Annotated in this window: 18 protein-coding genes and 1 other annotated feature; of the genes, 16 read left to right on the top strand and 2 right to left on the bottom strand. The window is 40.7% G+C overall.

The genetic code is table 11. From position 1 onward, the window contains the following. The first annotated feature begins 10 nt into the window (after positions 1-10). The 3 genes from AC4HCY_RS17950 (at position 11) to lpdD (ending at position 2,222) form a co-directional block, all read left to right on the top strand. Positions 11-1,117 carry a M24 family metallopeptidase gene (locus AC4HCY_RS17950; RefSeq protein ID WP_491094795.1) on the top strand — a complete coding sequence of 369 codons (1,107 nt, stop codon included), beginning with the start codon at positions 11-13 and terminating at the stop codon, positions 1,115-1,117. A gap of 116 nt (positions 1,118-1,233) precedes the next feature. Beyond that, a complete protein-coding gene (locus AC4HCY_RS17945) occupies positions 1,234-1,809 on the top strand; it encodes a UbiX family flavin prenyltransferase (protein ID WP_323431541.1) in 576 nt (191 codons plus the stop codon). A gap of 44 nt (positions 1,810-1,853) precedes the next feature. After that, a complete protein-coding gene (gene lpdD / locus AC4HCY_RS17940) occupies positions 1,854-2,222 on the top strand; it encodes a prenylated flavin chaperone LpdD (protein ID WP_491094794.1) in 369 nt (122 codons plus the stop codon). 194 nt (positions 2,223-2,416) lie between these two features. On the opposite strand, the gene pheT is transcribed toward lpdD, so the two are convergent. Then, positions 2,417-4,798 carry a phenylalanine--tRNA ligase subunit beta gene (gene pheT / locus AC4HCY_RS17935; protein WP_491094793.1) on the bottom strand — a complete coding sequence of 794 codons (2,382 nt, stop codon included), beginning with the start codon at positions 4,796-4,798 and terminating at the stop codon, positions 2,417-2,419. A gap of 12 nt (positions 4,799-4,810) precedes the next feature. Then, entirely contained in the window at positions 4,811-5,842 is a 1,032-nt protein-coding gene (pheS, locus tag AC4HCY_RS17930; protein WP_491094792.1) for a phenylalanine--tRNA ligase subunit alpha, read from the bottom strand. Between the two features lie 67 nt (positions 5,843-5,909). Beyond that, positions 5,910-6,243, bottom strand: a binding site (T-box leader). 601 nt (positions 6,244-6,844) lie between these two features. Here pheS and AC4HCY_RS17925 point away from each other — a divergent pair. The 13 genes from AC4HCY_RS17925 to AC4HCY_RS17865 all read left to right on the top strand — a co-directional run bounded on the left by AC4HCY_RS17925 (position 6,845) and on the right by AC4HCY_RS17865 (position 18,161). Further along, complete coding sequence (locus AC4HCY_RS17925; protein WP_491094791.1) at positions 6,845-7,903, top strand: M24 family metallopeptidase; 1,059 nt, start codon at positions 6,845-6,847, stop codon at positions 7,901-7,903. An 85-nt stretch (positions 7,904-7,988) separates the two neighbouring features. Then, entirely contained in the window at positions 7,989-8,369 is a 381-nt protein-coding gene (locus AC4HCY_RS17920; protein WP_323431536.1) for a DUF6809 family protein, read from the top strand. Between the two features lie 76 nt (positions 8,370-8,445). Further along, positions 8,446-8,979, top strand: a complete 534-nt coding sequence (locus AC4HCY_RS17915; protein WP_491094790.1) for a nucleoside-triphosphatase — start codon at positions 8,446-8,448, stop codon at positions 8,977-8,979. Beyond that, a complete protein-coding gene (locus tag AC4HCY_RS17910) occupies positions 8,969-9,718 on the top strand; it encodes a class I SAM-dependent methyltransferase (RefSeq protein ID WP_323431534.1) in 750 nt (249 codons plus the stop codon). The genes AC4HCY_RS17915 and AC4HCY_RS17910 overlap by 11 nt, the downstream gene beginning before the upstream one ends. A gap of 21 nt (positions 9,719-9,739) precedes the next feature. Then, positions 9,740-10,753 carry a FecCD family ABC transporter permease gene (locus tag AC4HCY_RS17905; protein ID WP_491094789.1) on the top strand — a complete coding sequence of 338 codons (1,014 nt, stop codon included), beginning with the start codon at positions 9,740-9,742 and terminating at the stop codon, positions 10,751-10,753. Next, positions 10,744-11,541, top strand: coding sequence for an ABC transporter ATP-binding protein (locus AC4HCY_RS17900; RefSeq protein WP_491094788.1), 798 nt, complete (start codon positions 10,744-10,746; stop codon positions 11,539-11,541). The genes AC4HCY_RS17905 and AC4HCY_RS17900 overlap by 10 nt, the downstream gene beginning before the upstream one ends. Before the next feature lie 14 nt (positions 11,542-11,555). Then, a complete protein-coding gene (locus AC4HCY_RS17895) occupies positions 11,556-12,644 on the top strand; it encodes an ABC transporter substrate-binding protein (protein WP_323431531.1) in 1,089 nt (362 codons plus the stop codon). 187 nt (positions 12,645-12,831) lie between these two features. After that, positions 12,832-13,779, top strand: a complete 948-nt coding sequence (locus AC4HCY_RS17890; protein ID WP_323431530.1) for an ROK family protein — start codon at positions 12,832-12,834, stop codon at positions 13,777-13,779. A 266-nt stretch (positions 13,780-14,045) separates the two neighbouring features. Further along, complete coding sequence (locus AC4HCY_RS17885) at positions 14,046-14,630, top strand: manganese efflux pump MntP (RefSeq protein ID WP_323431529.1); 585 nt, start codon at positions 14,046-14,048, stop codon at positions 14,628-14,630. Between the two features lie 83 nt (positions 14,631-14,713). Next, positions 14,714-15,931, top strand: a complete 1,218-nt coding sequence (locus tag AC4HCY_RS17880; protein ID WP_491094787.1) for a 2,3-bisphosphoglycerate-independent phosphoglycerate mutase — start codon at positions 14,714-14,716, stop codon at positions 15,929-15,931. 18 nt (positions 15,932-15,949) lie between these two features. Continuing rightward, positions 15,950-16,231: a YkvA family protein gene (locus tag AC4HCY_RS17875; protein ID WP_255226387.1), complete on the top strand. Its 282-nt coding sequence runs from the start codon at positions 15,950-15,952 to the stop codon at positions 16,229-16,231. 13 nt (positions 16,232-16,244) lie between these two features. Next, positions 16,245-17,315 (top strand): CapA family protein, encoded by a 1,071-nt coding sequence (locus tag AC4HCY_RS17870; protein WP_323431527.1) that lies wholly within the window; start codon positions 16,245-16,247, stop codon positions 17,313-17,315. A 138-nt stretch (positions 17,316-17,453) separates the two neighbouring features. Further along, entirely contained in the window at positions 17,454-18,161 is a 708-nt protein-coding gene (locus AC4HCY_RS17865) for a PrsW family glutamic-type intramembrane protease (protein WP_323431526.1), read from the top strand. Positions 18,162-18,320 lie beyond the last annotated feature (159 nt).

Below are 18,320 nucleotides of genomic sequence, written 5' to 3'. Positions count from 1 at the left end.
AGGCATGAAGATGAGAGAAGAGATTGCTAAAAGGATAAGCGCTTTGCAAAAAGAATTGAAGCATCTGCAAATGGATGCAGCTATAATCATGGATAGAGAAAACCTGATCTACTTTGCAGGCATTGAAGACTTAGAAGGTGGCTCTTTGGTTATTCCTTCAGAAGGAGAACCCCAGCTTTTTTGTTTATGGCTGGAGGCAAGCTATGTAAGAGAAGCAAGCGGAATAAAGAATGTTATTCCCTATATGTTTCCAAAGGAAAATGTTAGTTTAAAAACAGCCCAGTGGCTTAAGAGCTTGAACATCGATAATCCCAAGGTAGGTTTTACCCGCTACTTCATAAGCTTGAAGGATTTTCAATGCTTGAAACAAGAAGTACCGGAAATCATTATAGGAGATATTGCAGAAACTTGCTATAAAATCCGTTCTATTAAAAGCGAAAAGGAAATTGAATATATAAAAAAATCGTCGGAATTTTTATCCCATGGAATGAAAGCCGCAATCGATGCAGTAAAGCCTGATGTAAAAGAGACAGATATCCTTGCGGAAGCAGAGTATGCCATGAGAAAAGCGGGTTCAGAGGGTTCCAGCTTCAGAATGCAGGTGCTCCGCCATGACAGGCAGCTCCTAGTTCACCCCTATGCGGGAGATTATATTATTGAAAATAATCAACCTGTAGTTATTCACTTAGGAGCCTCTTATAAGGGATATACGGCGAAGATGTGCCGTACGGTGTTTATGGGAGATGTTAAAGAGGAAACCATAAAGATATATGAGGCGCTGATCAAAGCACAAGAAATTGCGATTAATGCTCTGGCTCCCGGGGTGAAAAGTTCACAGGTCTATGATGCTGTATATCGATATATAGACGAACAGGGATATGGCAAAATGTTTATCGAGCATATCGGCTATGGTGTGGGAATCCGACAATCAGAGTTTTATCCTATTTTAGGAAAGAACTTGGATCAAACAATAGAAGAAAATATGGTAGTAGATATGCTGCTTCCCACTATATATAAACCTGGAATAGGAGGACCAAGGATTACGGATACTATTCTGGTAAAAAAAGACGGATGTCAGTATCTGACTGATTTTGATAGAAGGCCCATATGTAAATAATGGTCGGAACTCAGGATTTAAAGCTCAGGATTTGCAGATCCTTCATTCCTCTTGCATTCATTCAGGATGACTAAGAGGTCTGGTCTGTAACTAAATGATTAAATATGAGGTATAAGATGAAAATAGTAATTGGAATAACCGGAGCAACAGGAACTATTTATGCTGTAAAGCTATTAGAAGCACTAAAGTATATGGAGCATATAGATACTCATCTTATTATGAGCACATGGGCTATAAAAAATTTAGAAATTGAAACCGACTATTCTTTAGATTATGTAAAAAGCTTGGCAACAATTGTGCATGACAATCAAAATCTGGGAGCAAGCATTTCCAGCGGATCATTCTTAACAGATGGAATGATTATCCTGCCATGCAGCATGAAAACACTTAGCTCCATTGCGAATGGTTATGATGATAATTTGATTTCAAGAGCAGCCAATGTCATGATAAAAGAAAATAGAAAATTAATATTATGTCCGCGTGAAACCCCATTAAGTGTAATACATCTTGAAAATATGCTGAAGCTATCAAGGCTCGGGGTTAAAATGATACCGCCAATGCCTGCATTTTATAGCAAACCGGAATCTATAGAAGATATTATAAATCATACAGTTATGAAAATTCTTGACCAATTTGGTGTTGACTATGATAAAGGGAAAAGATGGCGGGGCATCTTGAAAGAGGACTTCTAAAAGTTGTGGATAAATCGATCATAATTTAAAACAGAGGTGAATGTATGAAAGTACTTTCATTAGAAAAAGAAAGAATTAAGATCACTATGCAGCTAATTGGGGTGGGAGAAGACATGTGTGTAATCATCACGGGAGGCGATAAGCCCCATATAGGCTGCGTGACCTTAAGCACTCCAAGGCAAAGCTTAGCGGATAAAAACATTATCAGTGCCACAACCTCTGTACTCAATTTAATTGGACATAAGGATGATGAGGTAGCAAGGTATGTTTCACACAAATTATCTTCCGCATTAAATAAAAATGTGGCCGCTTCCTGCGGAATACATGTAGATAATGCTGAGAAACGAGAAATAGAACTGATAATGAAAATTACGGAAGAATTGACAGAAATGATAATCAATGAGTCATTATAGAAGGCGTTGGGCGGCTCTTTTTGAAATTTTTTCAAGGGGCGGACAGGCAGAACTTTGCAGCGTTTCTATTTTAAGCTGTCCGCCCCTTGCATTGTGTAGATTGCATGCTTATTATGAATATGAAAATGGGGAATTAAATCTGTTCAGGTGTTTGCTGCTTCGCCTTATAATGATGAGAATGAATTTAAGTGATTTTACCTCAACGGATAATCTACTGCTCTCATATAATCTATAAAACTCTCTGAAAATGCGTTTATATCATCACTGGACAAGGTCTTTTCATTTGAGCCGATGACAAATCTGAAGGTCACGCTCTTCTTTCCCTCCGGGAGACCTTTTCCAGTGTAAATGGTTACGAATTCAAAGCCATTGAGCAGGTCCGACTTGTATGCGCTTATATCTTCTTTCAGCTTATCAAAAGTGATTCCGTTATCGACAAGGAAGCTATAATCCAATACAACTTCAGGGAATTTCGAGGGCTCCCTGTACTTAATTACCTCTGAATTTATGGCTTGAAGCGCATCTCTATTGATCTCAAGAACGGCGATATTAAGCTTCTTGCTTATATTATTTTTAATAAGGGGATGCACAATCGTAATATATCCCATCAGATTTCCATTATGGCTTATATCAACGGACTTCAAAGGATGCACCCAATTATATTCGCTTGTGCAGGGCGCAAAATCAAGCCGGGTATTCTTTATAGCTTTTAAAGTAAAGGTGATCATGCCCTTCAAATCATAGAAAAGCTCATCTTCGCTTTTGATTTTGCTGGCAGCAAGAACACATATATTTTTATGTTGTTCACATTTATCCTTTGGAGAAGTTGCCTTAAATACGCTGCCGATTTCAAACAGCGAGAAATTATCATAAGCTCTCTCGTTCTTTTCTGCAAAAGCCAGCATTCCAGGAACCATGCTGTCTCTCAGGGTGTTTGAGTCCTGGGACTGGGGATTTAAGATCTTGACCTGACCGTTGGTCTCTATGCCTGCTCTGCTGTTGAAGGCATTGTCATACCAGATGTAGCTATTTACCTCACTGGCACCGAACCTTTCTGACAGCAGCTCTTTTATTTTGTGGTCTGTCAGCCTTCCCTCATTGTATTGAAGGGGTTTTAATGCAGTATCCAGGGTTTGTGGCTGAATATTGTCATAGCCGTATACTCTGGTGATTTCCTCTATGATATCCACCTTCATAGTGATATCCTTAGTAGCTCTGAAGGTTGGAACTTTGATATTCAAGGTATCATTGTCAACATCAACCTTGAAATCCAATGATCTTAAAATATCAACCATCTTTTCCATGTCCAAGGTGTTTCCTATATATCTGTCAATGTATGCTTTTGTGATTTCAATATCAATAGGTTCAAGCTTGTTGCAGTAGATGTCGGTTAAAGCAGATGCAAACTGAACATCTGGCTGTATATCCTTCAACAGCTTGATAAATCTCTGTATTGCAGCAACAGTCATATTGGGGTCAAGCATTTTTTCGAAGCGGGAGCTTGCCTCGGTGCGAAGGCCTATTCTTGTTGAGCTCTTTCTGGTGGAAGAGCCTTCAAAGGCAGCGGATTCCAAAAGGATAGAAGTAGTTTTATCATGTATTTCTGAGTTTTCTCCGCCCATTATTCCTGCTATCGCCACAGGCTTTTCCTTGTTGCAAATAAGCAAAACATCTTCGGGCAGCATTCTTTCCGAGCCGTCAAGGGTTTTAAAAGCTGTAGCTTCCTTTGTGGTCCTCACAACTATACCGCTTTCAACCTGGCTGCTGTCAAAAGCGTGCATCGGCTGACCCATTTCGAGCATCAGATAATTCGTCAAATCGACAAGGGGTGAAATGGACCTCATGCCGCAGTAGAACAATCTTACTTTCATATTCATTGGGGTTTCAAGCTTCTTGATCCCATCAATTTTCAAACCTGAATACCTCAGGCATTTCTTCGTATCCTCGACAGTTATATCAAGCTTTGGTTTATCCTTTGCAGCTTCCAGACTATCCAGCTGCATGGGCTTCAATTTCTTGCTGCATATCGCTGCAATTTCACGGGCGATACCGTAGTGCCCCCACAGATCGGGCCTGTTTGTAAGCGATTTATTATCAATCTCCACAATGACATCATCAATATCTATTATTGACTTGATGTCGGTTCCGGGCGCATGATTGCCATCCAGTATAAGGAGACCGCTGTGGTCATCGCTGATGCCCAATTCCTGAGCTGAGCACAGCATTCCAAAGCTTTCCACTCCGGCTAATTTAACTTTCTCCAGATTTGGAAGCTTCTTTACCGAGCCGCCTATCTTTGCCAGAGGGACTAAAATACCTTCAGCAATATTTGGAGCTCCGCAAACTATCTGTAGTATTTCATCACCTGAATCAACCTTAGCTATTTTAAGCTTCTTTGATTCGGGATGAGGAACAACTCTCAAAACCTTGCCGACGACAACATTCTGTATATCCTGACCCATGAATTCAATCTCTTCAACTTCAGCTGCAGACATTGTAAATCTGTACCACAGCTTCTTTATATCGATGCCTTCCAAATCAACATAATCTTTTAACCAATTTAATGATATCTTCAATTTACTTCCCTCCTACCTTACCGAAAATTGTTCCATTGTCCTCAAATCACCCGAATTGAGAACGCGTATATCATTTATTCCATATTTCATCATTGCAAGCCTGGTAAGTCCCAGGCCAAATGCAAAGCCTGTGTATTCCTCGGGGTCGATGCCGCCGGCACGCAGAACATTTGGATGGACCATTCCGCAGGGCAGCAGCTCTACCCAGCCTGAGTGCTTACATGTGGGACAGCCTTTGCCGCCGCATATCATACAGTTCAGATCCAGCTCAAAGCCTGGCTCGACGAATGGGAAAAAGCCCGGCCTGAGCCTTATTTTCACATCTCTATTAAATACCTCCGACAGTAAAAGCTTCATAACATATATGAGGTTGGCGATAGATATATTTCTATCTATCATCATGCCTTCCAGCTGAAAGAATGTGTTCTCGTGGGAGGCGTCGGTGCTCTCATTTCTGAAGCATCTGCCCGGTGCAATGATCTTTAACGGAGCTCCGTATTTCTGCATTGCTCTGACCTGGCAGGGAGAAGTATGCGTCCTCAGCAGCGAGCCGTTCTCAAGCCAGTAGGTGTCCTGCATATCCCTTGCGGGGTGATGCTTGGGTATATTTAATGCTTCAAAGTTATAGAACTCTTCTTCTGCTTCAGGCCCATCAACAATATTGAAGCCCATTCCTGTAAATATTTTTTCAATTTCTTTCTGGACAATAGTTACAGGATGCAGTGAACCCAACTTGAACTGAGTGCCCGGTAATGAGATATCGAAGCTTGAGCTGCTGTTCAAGGATCTTTCCACATCATTTGCGCTTAGCTCCTTAAATTTTATCTCCAAGGATTCACTTAGCTCATTTTTCAACGCATTTGCTTCTTGACCGAACAGTTTTCTTTCCTCTATAGCCATGTTTTTGAGATCTTTAAGCATTTCTGTCAATTCACCTTTTTTTCCCAGAAGCTTTACTCTGAGTTCTTCAACCTCTGCATTGCTGACGGCTTCTTTGATTTTACAAAGAGCAGTTTCTCTTAAAATACGGATTTTCTCGATCATGTCTATTATCCCCTTCCATTAATCCAATTGGTGTAATTCAAAAATAAATAAAGCCTTCATCCCCAAAAAAAGGGACGAAGGCATTTTTCGTGGTACCACCCGGATTCTTCAGATAATACTGACGGTTTTCTTCTATCTCCGGTATAAATACCCTGTGATTTATGAAAACGGTTATATTCTCCAAACTCTCTGCAATATAACGGTTTTTACCGGCAGCTCCTACATTTGAAAGACTGCTTGATACTTACAAATAGTTTTTCACAGTCAATCCTGATAACAGTTCAGAGCAGCAGCTCAGGAGGGAACTTGGGCAAGCAGTCTGTTAAAGGTACTTTCAGCCGATGATACCTTCTCTCTGCAATAAACTCTTCTTGCTTACTTTTCTCCGTCATTGCTTTTAATGCATATAATGTTCAATAATCTTAGTATTTTGATAGTTATTATAGCAGTATGAGATAGATTATTCAAGGAAAATCTCATACTTCATTCCGGACCTCCGCTGCCAGTTCTTTAAAACTTGAATAGCGTTTTGCATTTGGGTCACGTTTTATTCTATTGGCTTTGTTATTGTTTCAGCGTTGGAAATATTTAAAGAAATTTCAAAAGGTATCTTTTCCTACCGAACAGCCTGTCGAACGAGACCGGTGAATGCCGTTGTCATTTCATGCCCAATTCAGAAAAAAGCTGTTCTGCCTGTTCCCTGAGTCCTCTGTCCATGCGAATGGTTAATTTTTTCCTTTCAGAAGCTCGATTACTATTTGTGATTTCACTTTGCCAGGTAAAATGTAAGAACTTTGGTAAAGTTTTGTATTATAGGGTCCCTTATTTTTGGGCATGTTGTATAATGCTGTTAGAAGCATTTGTGTCATACGATGATTGCCTTTGTGACCGCGGCGCTTTTTAAGCTGAAGTTAGTGGTTACTAATATAGGATTACATACTTGAAGCCAAGGTCGTACATATAGTTTTGGGCCTTGAGCGAAATGAAAGGAATGATATAAATATGATGAAACGTGTAGAAAAGCTTAGAAAATTATTGAGAGACGAAAAGATTGATGCGTATTTATCTGTAAATCCAATCAATAGGAGATATATAAGCGGCTTCACAGGCAGTACAGGCTATGCCGTTATAAGTGAAAAAAGCAGTGACTTTGCAACGGATTTCAGGTATTTTGAACAAGTAGCCAAAGAGTGCCCCGGATATGAGCTTATTGAAATCGGAAAGGACTATACGATTTATGATTATTTAAAGGAGAAATCTTACAAAACTGTAGCTGTTGAAGAAGATTTTATGACTGTTGAAGCCTTCAAAAGCTTTGAAAAAAATGTACCTGAGACAGAATTTATACATGGAGCAAAGATGCTAAATAAATTAAGAGTGATCAAGTCGGAAGATGAGCTGGAGCTATTTAAGGAAGCATGCAAGATCACAGATGAAATCATGATGCATGTAATCAAAACAATAAAAGCAGGAATGACTGAAAAGGAAATCAATGCGCTTATATTATCCAAGATCATAGAGCTTGGAGGCGAGACCTATTTCTTTATGCCTATTGTAGCATCAGGCGAAAGGTCTTCCATGCCTCATGGGAAACCTACGGATAAAAGGCTTGAAAACGGAGATTTCGTTATAATCGATATGGGAATCATATATGAAGGATATTTTTCCGATATGACGAGAACAATAGTCATTGGGAAGGCTACGGACAAGCAAAGGCAGATATACGATACGGTCCTTAGGGCTCAATTGGAAGCAGTCAAGCTTATCAGAGCAGGCATGACGGGTACTCAAGCTGATAGAACAGCAAGGGATGTGATTGAAAAAGCGGGATATGGACAATATTTCGGACATGCTTTGGGTCACGGCTTTAATGATGGGCTTGTATTGTCAAGGGATTCTAGAGGAGATACCGTACTTGAAGAAAATATGGTGTTTACGATAGAGCCTGGCATATATATTGAGAATTATGGCGGTGTAAGGATTGAAGACACGGTGATCCTAACGAAGGACGGCTGCATTCCACTTTATAACACGTCAAAGGAATTGATAGAAATATTGTAAAAGATAAGAGCATGATGACCTTATGATTTATGCAAAATACCAAAAAAAGAGTACGCTTTAAAACGGAGCCTCTGACAGCATTGAGTTGTTCAAGGGATTTTTTCAGTCTTGCCTGATTTTTTTCCGAATAAAAAGGATCGTCACTGGCTGCAATTTCAAATGGAATGCGTCTTTCACGGATGACCGCCTTTGCAAAAAGATTGATGGCAATATATATCCGGATGAATCGATCATTTCTAAAGATCTGGAATATTGGCCATTAAATCAAAAAATATCCGATACTATGGAAGTTTGGAGAGAAAAGCTATCAAAGGATGACTACTTAGCTCTTGAAGAATTGCTGGACATACGTTTTCAGATCGATCACATGCACTCTGCATCCTCATTTATGTATGGCTTCAAATTGGGGACAATGATTATGCTTATTGAAGCACTAAGGCGGCTGCTGGTTAGAAAATCCCCTTAAAGGTTTACAAAGCTTTGACTTTGCGTTATACTTTCATTAGTATAACGAAGTATTATTTGACTCAGGAGGATAAAGGTTGAAGAACATATTTTTAGCGGGCAGCATACATATCGGCAAAACTACAGCATTAAATGCTTATTTAGACAGCTTCAGGGGGACTGTCGGAGGATTCAGTACATTTCGCATGACCCATGACGATAAGTTGATAGGTTTTTCAATGAAGCCTTTAAGCATCAGCGGTACTGCCATGCCCGCATATATTGCAAAGCAGGATGAAAAAGGCAACTGGATGCCTATACCGGACACCTTTAATGATATGGGCGTCCGTATATTAAAAAAAGCTTTAGAGGATAAGGTTGACCTAATCATAATGGATGAATTAGGTTTTTTTGAGGAATATGCCTATCCTTTTCAGGAAGCGGTTTATGAATGCTTGGACTCGGACATACCTGTATTGGGAGTGATTAAAACGGCGTCATCAAGCTTTTTAAATCATTTAAGGGAAAGAAAAGATATACAAATACTTGAAATAACAAAAGAAAACAGAGGCGAAATACCGAATAAAATTTCAAAATTGTTAGGATATGAAGGACATGTTTGTGTGGAATGAATATAAAATCAAATGGTTTGAGAAGGCAGCCCATTTGACGGATTTCTATGAAGGTATAGCAAGGAAGTGCAATGAGAGAGACCTTCTGAACAAGAGCTCGAATGTATTGGATGTAGGATGCGGCTTAGGCTATTTGTCCGTAGCCTTGTCTCCTTATGTAAATTCTGTTACGGCTTTGGATATCAGCGAAGAAGCCATTGGATTCCTGAATAAAAAGTGCAGTGAACAAGGGACGAGCAATATAAAGCCTATAACCTGCGATTGGAAAAAACACAAGCCTGAAAAAAGATACGATATAGTTTTTATATGCTACTGCGGCGGATTTGGTACAGAGGAGTTTTTTAAATTGGCCAGGCTTAGCAGAAAGTATGTAGTAGGCATCATTCCTACTAGCTCATTTGGAGATAACTTTGGCATTAGCCGCTTTTTTAAGCCGGTTAAGGCCCATATGAAGAGAGAAAACTTAAGCAGCGTATCTGATTTTCTTGAACAGAACAATATAGTGTTTGATAATATTGAGCATAACTGCGAATTTGGCCAGCCTATTGACAGCATGGAAGAGTACAAAAGCTTTATGGAGCATTACTTTGATATAAAAGATGATGATTTGTTGAAGAAGCATTCTGAAGCTTGTCTGAAGAAGAAAGGAAAGGCCTACTATCTTCCTAATATTAAACGCAGCAATATAATAATAGTCGAAAACGGCTTATGCTCTGATAATTATAAAGCTTTTCAGTGAAAATGGCTAAAGGAGTATAGTATGTTGGATGAAGCTTATAAAAGGAGAAAATACTTTCTGATACTCATACCTATCATAGTTTTTATAATGTCTATAATCCTTGGAAGATATCCCATGAGCTTGAGAGACATATGGAATGTGCTTGAAAATAAACTATTCGGTCTCAACAAGCCTGTTGACGAGGCATTGGAGACTGTTATTTTCCAAGTCCGCCTGCCAAGGGTTACAGCAGCATTTTTGGTTGGAGGCGCATTAGCTGCTTCAGGTGCTGCATATCAGGGCATGTTCAGAAACCCGCTGATATCCCCTGATATACTTGGAGCTTCTGCAGGTGCAAGCTTTGGGGCCTGCATAGGGATTTTGTTTTCCTGGTCAATTGCAGCTATACAGCTTTCTGCATTTGTATTTGGCCTGGTATCGGTTTTTATTACTTATATCATAAGCAAAAGCATAAGAGGAAGGGATGCCGCCCTTATGATAGTGTTGACAGGCATTTTGGTAGGGACTATTTTTTCATCTTTAGTCTCATTGACCAAGTTTGTTGCAGATCCTTATGGGAAGCTGCCGGAGATAACCTTTTGGCTTATGGGAAGCCTGGCTGCCGTAAAAGACACAGATGTCTATATGCTTCTGCCTTGCTTTATTATTGGGATTATGCCTCTTTACCTGCTGAGATGGAAGCTTAATGTCCTATCTTTCGGGGAAGAGGCTCAAACAATGGGCTTAAATATAAACAGATTAAGGATGATCGTGATCATCTGTGCAACTCTAATGACAAGCTCCTGCATCGCGGTAAGCGGATTAATAGGCTGGATAGGCCTTGTGATACCTCATCTTGCAAGAGCCGTTGCAGGCCCTGATTATAAGAAGCTTCTGCCTTATGCTGTCGTAACCGGGGGAACATTCCTGCTCATTATCGATGATATAGCAAGATGCGCAAGCTCTCTTGAGGTTCCTCTCGGTATATTGACCTCGATCTTGGGGGCGCCGTTTTTTATTTACCTTTTGATGTATTCAAGGAGGGGATGGAATTGAAGCTCGAAATAAGAGATTTGACCTTCGGCTATGGTAAAAAGGTTGTAGGACGCAAGTTGAATATCAATGTTGATGAAGGCCAGTCTTTATGTATTTTAGGATCAAATGGAGTAGGGAAAACAACGCTTTTAAAAACAGTATTGGGCATATTGAAGCCTATGGAGGGAGAAATACTGATCGATGGCATAAGCACCGGGGGATGGTCGCCCGCAGAATTCGGCAAAGCTATAGCCTATGTGCCGCAGCAGCATATTCCGCCTTTTCCTTTCTCTGTTTTGGATGTAGTGTTGATGGGAAGAACAGTACATATGAGCACTTTCGGAATGCCTAAAAAGCAAGACAGAGATATAGCTTGTGATATTTTAAGGAAAATGGGAATCGATGATCTGAAAGACAAATCCTATACGGAGATCAGCGGAGGGGAAAGGCAGATGGTATTGATTTCCAGAGCCCTGGCTCAGAAACCTCAAATACTTATATTGGATGAGCCCACATCGAATCTTGACTTCGGTAATCAGGCAAGGGTGCTTGAATATATTATAAAGCTGGTAGAAGAGGGGTTGACTGTGGTTATGACGTCCCATCGACCGGAACATGCCCTGGCTGCTGCGTCTAAGGTTGTTCTGATGAAGGGAGGGGATGCAATAGATTACGGACCGCCGGAGAATGTGATCACCGAAGAAAGCATGAAAAGCCTTTACGGCATAGACGTGGTGATGGTGGATGCAGACATGCCCAATAGGAGAAAAGCAAAGCTATGCATACCTCTTATGAATTCTTATAATTAGGAAGGAGAAGAAGAATGAACAAAAAATCAATCAAAGCATTATCCTTATTGATAGCGTTTACACTTATATTCTCTGTTATTACAGTCAATGCATCTAAAACTGAAAATCAAACCCGAACCATAGTTGATATGGCGGGAAGAAAGGTAGCTGTTCCTGAAGCAGTAAACAAAGTATATTCAATGGGTCCTTCAGGCACTATACTTTTATACACTCTGTGTCCCGATAAGATAGTGGGAGTTAATTATGAATTTACCCCAAGGGAGCTGAAATTCGTACCGGACAAATACAAAAAATTGCCTGTCCTCGGCGGCTGGTTCGGCAAAAACAATACCGGCAATATCGAGGAGATACTGAAGGCCAAGCCTGATTTTATATTGTCATATGGCACTATCAATAAAACCGCGATCTCTACTGTGGAGAAGATCCAAAAACAACTTAACATACCTATTGTGATGGTCGACTCCAACCTTGAAAAATCCTATAAGGCCTATGAATTTGTAGGCGATATTGTAAATGAGAAGGAAAGAGCAAAGGCTTTAGCTGATTATTCAAAAGCGATAATCAATGAAGTTAAAGAAAAGGCCGGCAGGCTGCCGCAAAAAAAGGTGAGGATATACTACGCCGAAGGCGCTGAAGGCTTGCAGACAGAAGGAAGAAACTCCATAAGAACACTGGTTTCCGATATGGTAGGCGGCCTGAACGTAGCGGGAATAAGCACCACAACGGATTATGGCAAGAGCCCTGTATCCATTGAGAATGTGTTGGCCTGGGGCCCTGAGGTGATACTTGTAGGGTCAGATCCAAGCGGCGAGCATAAAGTTCAGAGCAAGATAATGAATGACAAAAGATGGGCAGGAGTAAAAGCGGTAAAGAATAAGAAGGTCTATGAGATCCCCCATGGCCCCTTTAATTGGTATGACAGGCCCGATTCAGTCAATAGGCTTATCGGCCTGAAATGGATGGGAAATCTATTTTATCCTGATGTATTCGACTATGATATGAAAAAAGAAGCGAAGAAATTCTACAAAGAGTTCTATCATATAGATTTGACGGATGACCAGTTGAAGGACTTGCTGGGTAACGCATATAACCCTATAAGATAATTTTGCAATATATAAGAGTTTCTAGCCTTTAGGTAAAATTATTGCAAGTAAAATACTATATGAAAATGCTTAATGTTTAGATACAATGATATTGTAAGCAAAAGCCGGAAGTTGAGGAGCCGGATGAAATGAGCTTGCTGATTATATCGGAAATATTATTTCCGGGCATTAGACAAGAGGTGTAAATATGAGTAAGATCGCTTGCGGCATAGACTTAGGGGGAACAAAGCTGGAAGTAGGCATCGTAGATGACAAGGGCAATATTATAGCCAGAGTGAAAAGGCCTACGGATGCACATAAAGGGCCGGAAGGTGTGATAGACAAAATAAATGACAGCATAATGACCGCTCTTGAAAAATCCAATATCAAACAAAAGGATTTGCTGGGCATTGGAATAGGTGTACCCGGATTGATCCATGCCGATATAGGGAAGGTAATCTTTCTTACAAACCTTCCGGGATGGAGGGATATACCTCTTGCAGAAATCATTGAAGAAAAGTTTCATATACCTGTTAAGCTTGCCAATGATGCCGATGCGGCGGCCTATGGGGAATATTTATTCGGCTCAGGGCGGGATGCAAGAAACTTTGTGTATATGACTGTTAGCACTGGGATAGGCGGAGGCGTGATAATAGAGGGAAAGCCTTACCATGGAGCCAGCTCCGGTGCGGCAGAGATTGGTCATGTTGTCATCGATATACACGGGGAAAAATGCAACTGCGGGAATTATGGCTGCTTTGAAGCCCTGGCCTCCGGTACGGCCATAGCAAGATTTGCAAAGCGGGCTATTGATATGGGCAGGCATTCATTGATAGAAGAATTGTCAGGGGATGGACCTATAAAGGCGGAGCATGTTTTTGAAGCCGCCGGACGGGGAGACAGCCTTGCACTGGACATAATCAATGAAGAGGCATTTTATCTGGGCATAGGAATATGCAATATAATGGCCATGTATAACCCGGAAAGGATAGCTATAGGCGGTGGAATATCAAATCAGTGGGATATGTTATATCATAAGGTGATGGAAACTGTTAATGATAGGGCCCTAAAGCAAAATGCAAAAGTGTGCAGGGTAATAAAGGCAAAATTAGGAACAGATGCCGGCGTGGTGGGTGCAGCTGCATTGACAATCTAATCAAGAATTGATTTGAGGAAGCACTCTTGACGTATTGACTATATGATACATATAGTTTAATATAGCTATAGACAAAAGGATATGCATGCATGCCGATCATTGCTTATATAAGCATAGGGGAGTAATTGCCGCAAATACTTGCGGGGTAATGTCAACATACTGATGGAAACATCTGGCATACCTGAAACAATGAGACTTATGCGCAGCTATTGCTGCGCCTAAGTCTTTTTTTATGCGTGCAGGACAAAGTATGGAAGGGGATAGAAATGGATATTTTAACTATTGTAATGATCGCTTTGGGACTGGCTATGGATGCCTTTGCCGTATCTGTGAGCAGCGGCATAACGATCAAGGAGCTTAAGCCGAGACATGGAGCCAAGATAGCTTTATTTTTCGGAGGCTTTCAAGCTTTGATGCCTATATTGGGCTGGCTGCTGGGAATAGGATTCAAGGATTATATCGAAAAGTATGACCACTGGATAGCCTTTGTGCTGTTAGGCTTTATCGGAGCAAAAATGCTCAAGGAATCTATGGACGACGATTGCGAGTATATTTCCGATCCGTTGCAGAACAAAGTACTTTTCATGCTTGCAATAGCCACAAGCATAGATGCTATGGCAGTAGGAGTAAGCTTTGCCTTTTTGAAAGCTTCCATACTCAGTTCTTCTCTGATCATCGGTGCGATAACCTGCGTGATCTGCTTTGGAGGGGTATACTTGGGCAATAGATGCGGTTGTGTATTTAAGAAAAAAGCGGAGATCGCAGGCGGTGTGGTGCTCATGCTGATAGGCTTCAAAATTTTAGCCGAGCATTCCGGCTTCACCACCGTGGTGCTCAACCTGTTTAAATAAAGAATAAATTTGCTGACTAATGTACAAAATTAGAGAGTATATTGTTATAATGTAGACAGCAAGAATGAAAGAAGGGGTACCATATGGACAACAATGATAAATTGGTAGAAAAGTTGATTCAGCGCAATAATGCCAACATAGTGCTGCTTGTTATGGATGGGCTTGGAGATATACCCAATAAGGATTTCGGACGAAAAACCCCCTTAGAGTATGCAATAACTCCAAACCTGGATAAACTGGCCAAGGAATCTGCATTAGGCAGGCATATACCTGTGCTGCCGGGCATCACGCCGGGAAGCGGCCCTGGGCATTTAGGCTTGTTTGGCTATGATCCCTTGGAGTATGAAATAGGAAGAGGGATGCTGGAAGCTGCGGGCATGGATATGGATATAAAGGATGGAGACGTAGCGGCAAGATGCAATTTTGCATCGGCAGATGAAAACGGAGTAATAACCGACAGAAGAGCAGGCAGGATTCCTACGGAGAAATGTGTTGAAATATGTGAGATATTGAGCAATAATATTAAAACCGTAGACGGTGTGGAGGTAATAATCAGACCGGGCTTGCAGCACAGATTTGTGGTCATGTTCAGGGGTGAAAACCTTTGCGATAAGCTTACGGACTCAGATCCTTTGATGGAGGGGAAAAGGCCTCTGGATGTTGAACCTCTGTCAGAGAATGCAAAGTTTACTGCAGAGATAGTAAATAAGTTCTTCAGGGAAGCACGAAAGGTGATAAAGGATCTAAAGCCGGCCAACTCTCTTCTGATGAGGGGATTTTCTGCAAAGCCGAGGATCCCAAGCATGTGCGACAGATTTGGACTTAATACTGTTTGCATAGCTCATTATCCCATGTATAGAGGACTCTCAAAGTTTGTCGGCATGAATGTTTTGGATGCAGGCAATACTCCTGAGGATGCATTCAATGTATATAAAGACAATTGCTCTAAATATGATTTCTTGTTTATACATATAAAATATACGGACAGCTTCGGAGAGGACGGAAATTTCCAGGGAAAGGTTAAGACCATTGAAGCCGTTGACAAAGCATTGCCCATTCTTCTTGAGAAGAAGCCCAATGTGCTGTGCATTACGGGTGATCATTCAACACCTGCGGCAATGAAAGGGCATAGCTGGCATCCGGTGCCTGTTATGATACATTCGGACTTCTGCGGTTTTGACGATGCTTCCAGATTTACTGAGAATGACTGCAATAAAGGAAGCTTAGGGATGTTCCAAAGCAAATACCTAATAAATTATTTGCTTGCCAATGCCATGAAGCTTTCAAAATTTGGAGCCTAATAGAAGGAGTTTTCTTTTATGAAAAAAATCAAGCTTTTGATCAGGTATATAAAGGATAAAGAAGTTTCTATTTTTAAAAAGCTATTGATTTTTGGGGGCTTATTTTATCTCATATTCCCTATGGACATTGTTCCTGACTTCATAATAGGTTTAGGCATATTGGACGATGCTGCGGTGCTGCTGTTTGTCTGGAATGCCATAAAATCTGAACTCAGCGAATATGAAGAAAAAGTTATCAAGACTGGTGTAGACCCATCCAGGGTCATCGAGGTGGATTTTAAAAAGGAAGATGATGATTAACAGGGGTGTTTTTGTGAAGAAGTCATTGCTCATATTATGGCTTTCGATATTTGTTTTTGCTATAGTATCATGCGCCGGATTTGCAGGGCCTGATGACGGCATCCTTCCTCCCGATGATGCAGAAGCTGTGTCGCCTGAAGAAAAAAATGAAATTACAATTTCTATGGTAGGTGACATGATTTTTTATTGGAATGTAGAGGCTTCCATGAAAAAATATGGAGACGGCTATGTATTTGAAGGCTATGGTCCTATAATGAAAAAAAGCGATATAGTGCTGGGCAATCTGGAGACCTCCATATCCAGACGCGGCAAGCCTGCAGAGGATAAGCAGTATACCTTCAGAGGCAGGCCGGAGGTTTTGAAGGCATTAAAGGCCAACAATTTCTCTGCTGTCAGCATAGCTAATAATCATGTATTGGACTTTGGCATGGATGCTTTTTTGGATACCTTGAGCAATCTTAAAAAGCATGAGCTTTCCTATGCAGGCGGAGGCATAAACAGGGAAGAGGCGGATAAAGGAACGATAATAGAGAGGAAAGGTATAAAGGTAGGATTTTTGGCCTTTACAAAAGTGGTGCCTGTGGTTGAGTGGTATGCGAAAAGGAATAAGCCTGGTATAGTGGGCGCATACAAGGTTCACGAACAGGAATTTGTAAGGGCTATCAAGGAAATGAAGGCAAATTGCGATGTGCTGGTCGTGTCCGTACATTGGGGGAAGGAAGCATCAACAGAAATAAGAGATGAGGAAAAGTACATAGGCCGCAGCATGATAGATGCAGGGGCTGACATAATCATGGGGCATCACCCTCATGTAGTTCAGGGGATTGAGATATACAAGGATAAACCCATCTTCTACAGCTTAGGGAATTTCATTTTTACAAAATCAAAGCTTGATATCAGCAACAAAACTATAATGGCTACTGTTACAGTTGATGATAAAGGCAATATATCCAACATTGAAATTATTCCCGGAAATATTGTCAATGGCAAGCCTACTCCTATGGAAGGCATTGAAAGAGACGAATTCATCAAATATTTCAACGGTTTAAATGTAAATTATACAGTAGTGAATAGTGAAAAGTGAAAAGCTAAGAGACAAAGCTTATTGTAAATTGTTAAAAAAATAATAAAATGAGCATGTGTAAAATATAACAACCTTTTAGTGAAATTTAGTGAAAGATTCGGTGACCTTCAGTGGTTAAATAGAAAAAGGAGGTAAGGCATGGTTCTATTATTGGCATCTATAGCTCCATCGATAGCGTTAATGTATTTTTTCTATGTAAAGGATAAATATGAAAAGGAACCCAGACATCTTTTAGTCAAGGCTTTTTTTCTTGGAGCCCTTGCTGTTATTCCTGTATTATTGGTGGAGATGCGCTTGAATATATTTGATGCGGCAGCAAATAGAAACCTGGTGGCTGCAGGCTATACGGCTTTTATTGTAGCGGGTCTGGTGGAAGAAGGCTTCAAATTTCTTATGTTCTATCTTCTTATATGGCGCAATCATGAGTTCAACGAGATGTATGACGGCATAGTTTACAGTGTTTTTGTTTCTTTAGGATTTGCCACTATAGAAAATATAGGATACGTATTATCTACCGGATTTAGTGTTGCGCTTCTGCGCTCGCTTACAGCTGTCCCTGCCCATGCCATGTTTGGTGTGGCAATGGGATATTACCTAGGGATAGCGAAGTTTGCCAGAACGCCCTATAGAGAGAAATATTTCAGGTTAGGCTTGATAGTTCCTATTGCTTTGCATGGGATTTATGACTTTATTTTGCTTTCTCAAAGATACTATATTATGTCTGTGTTTGTATTTTATGTTATATATCTTTGGAGGCGAGGCATGAGCAATGTGAGGGAGCTGGTGGAATGTTCACCTTACAAGGATTTGCCTGATGAGGATTATGACGATGACCAAAGGCGATGATATTTAAATAAGATTCCACTGCATAAACTGTGGTGTGCTGACTGATAGCGATTGCAAAAGCCCCGGGGCCAAGAGCTTGTAAGGGTGCATAGGGTTAATGAACTCTTATATCAGTCGACACAACAGATCAGCAATGAATTATTGCGGTAAAATCAAATA

The organism is Lutispora sp. QWL-02, assembly GCF_058315355.1.
The sequence above is the reverse complement of the archived record's forward strand: the minus strand, read 5'-3'. Positions and strand labels throughout refer to the sequence as shown.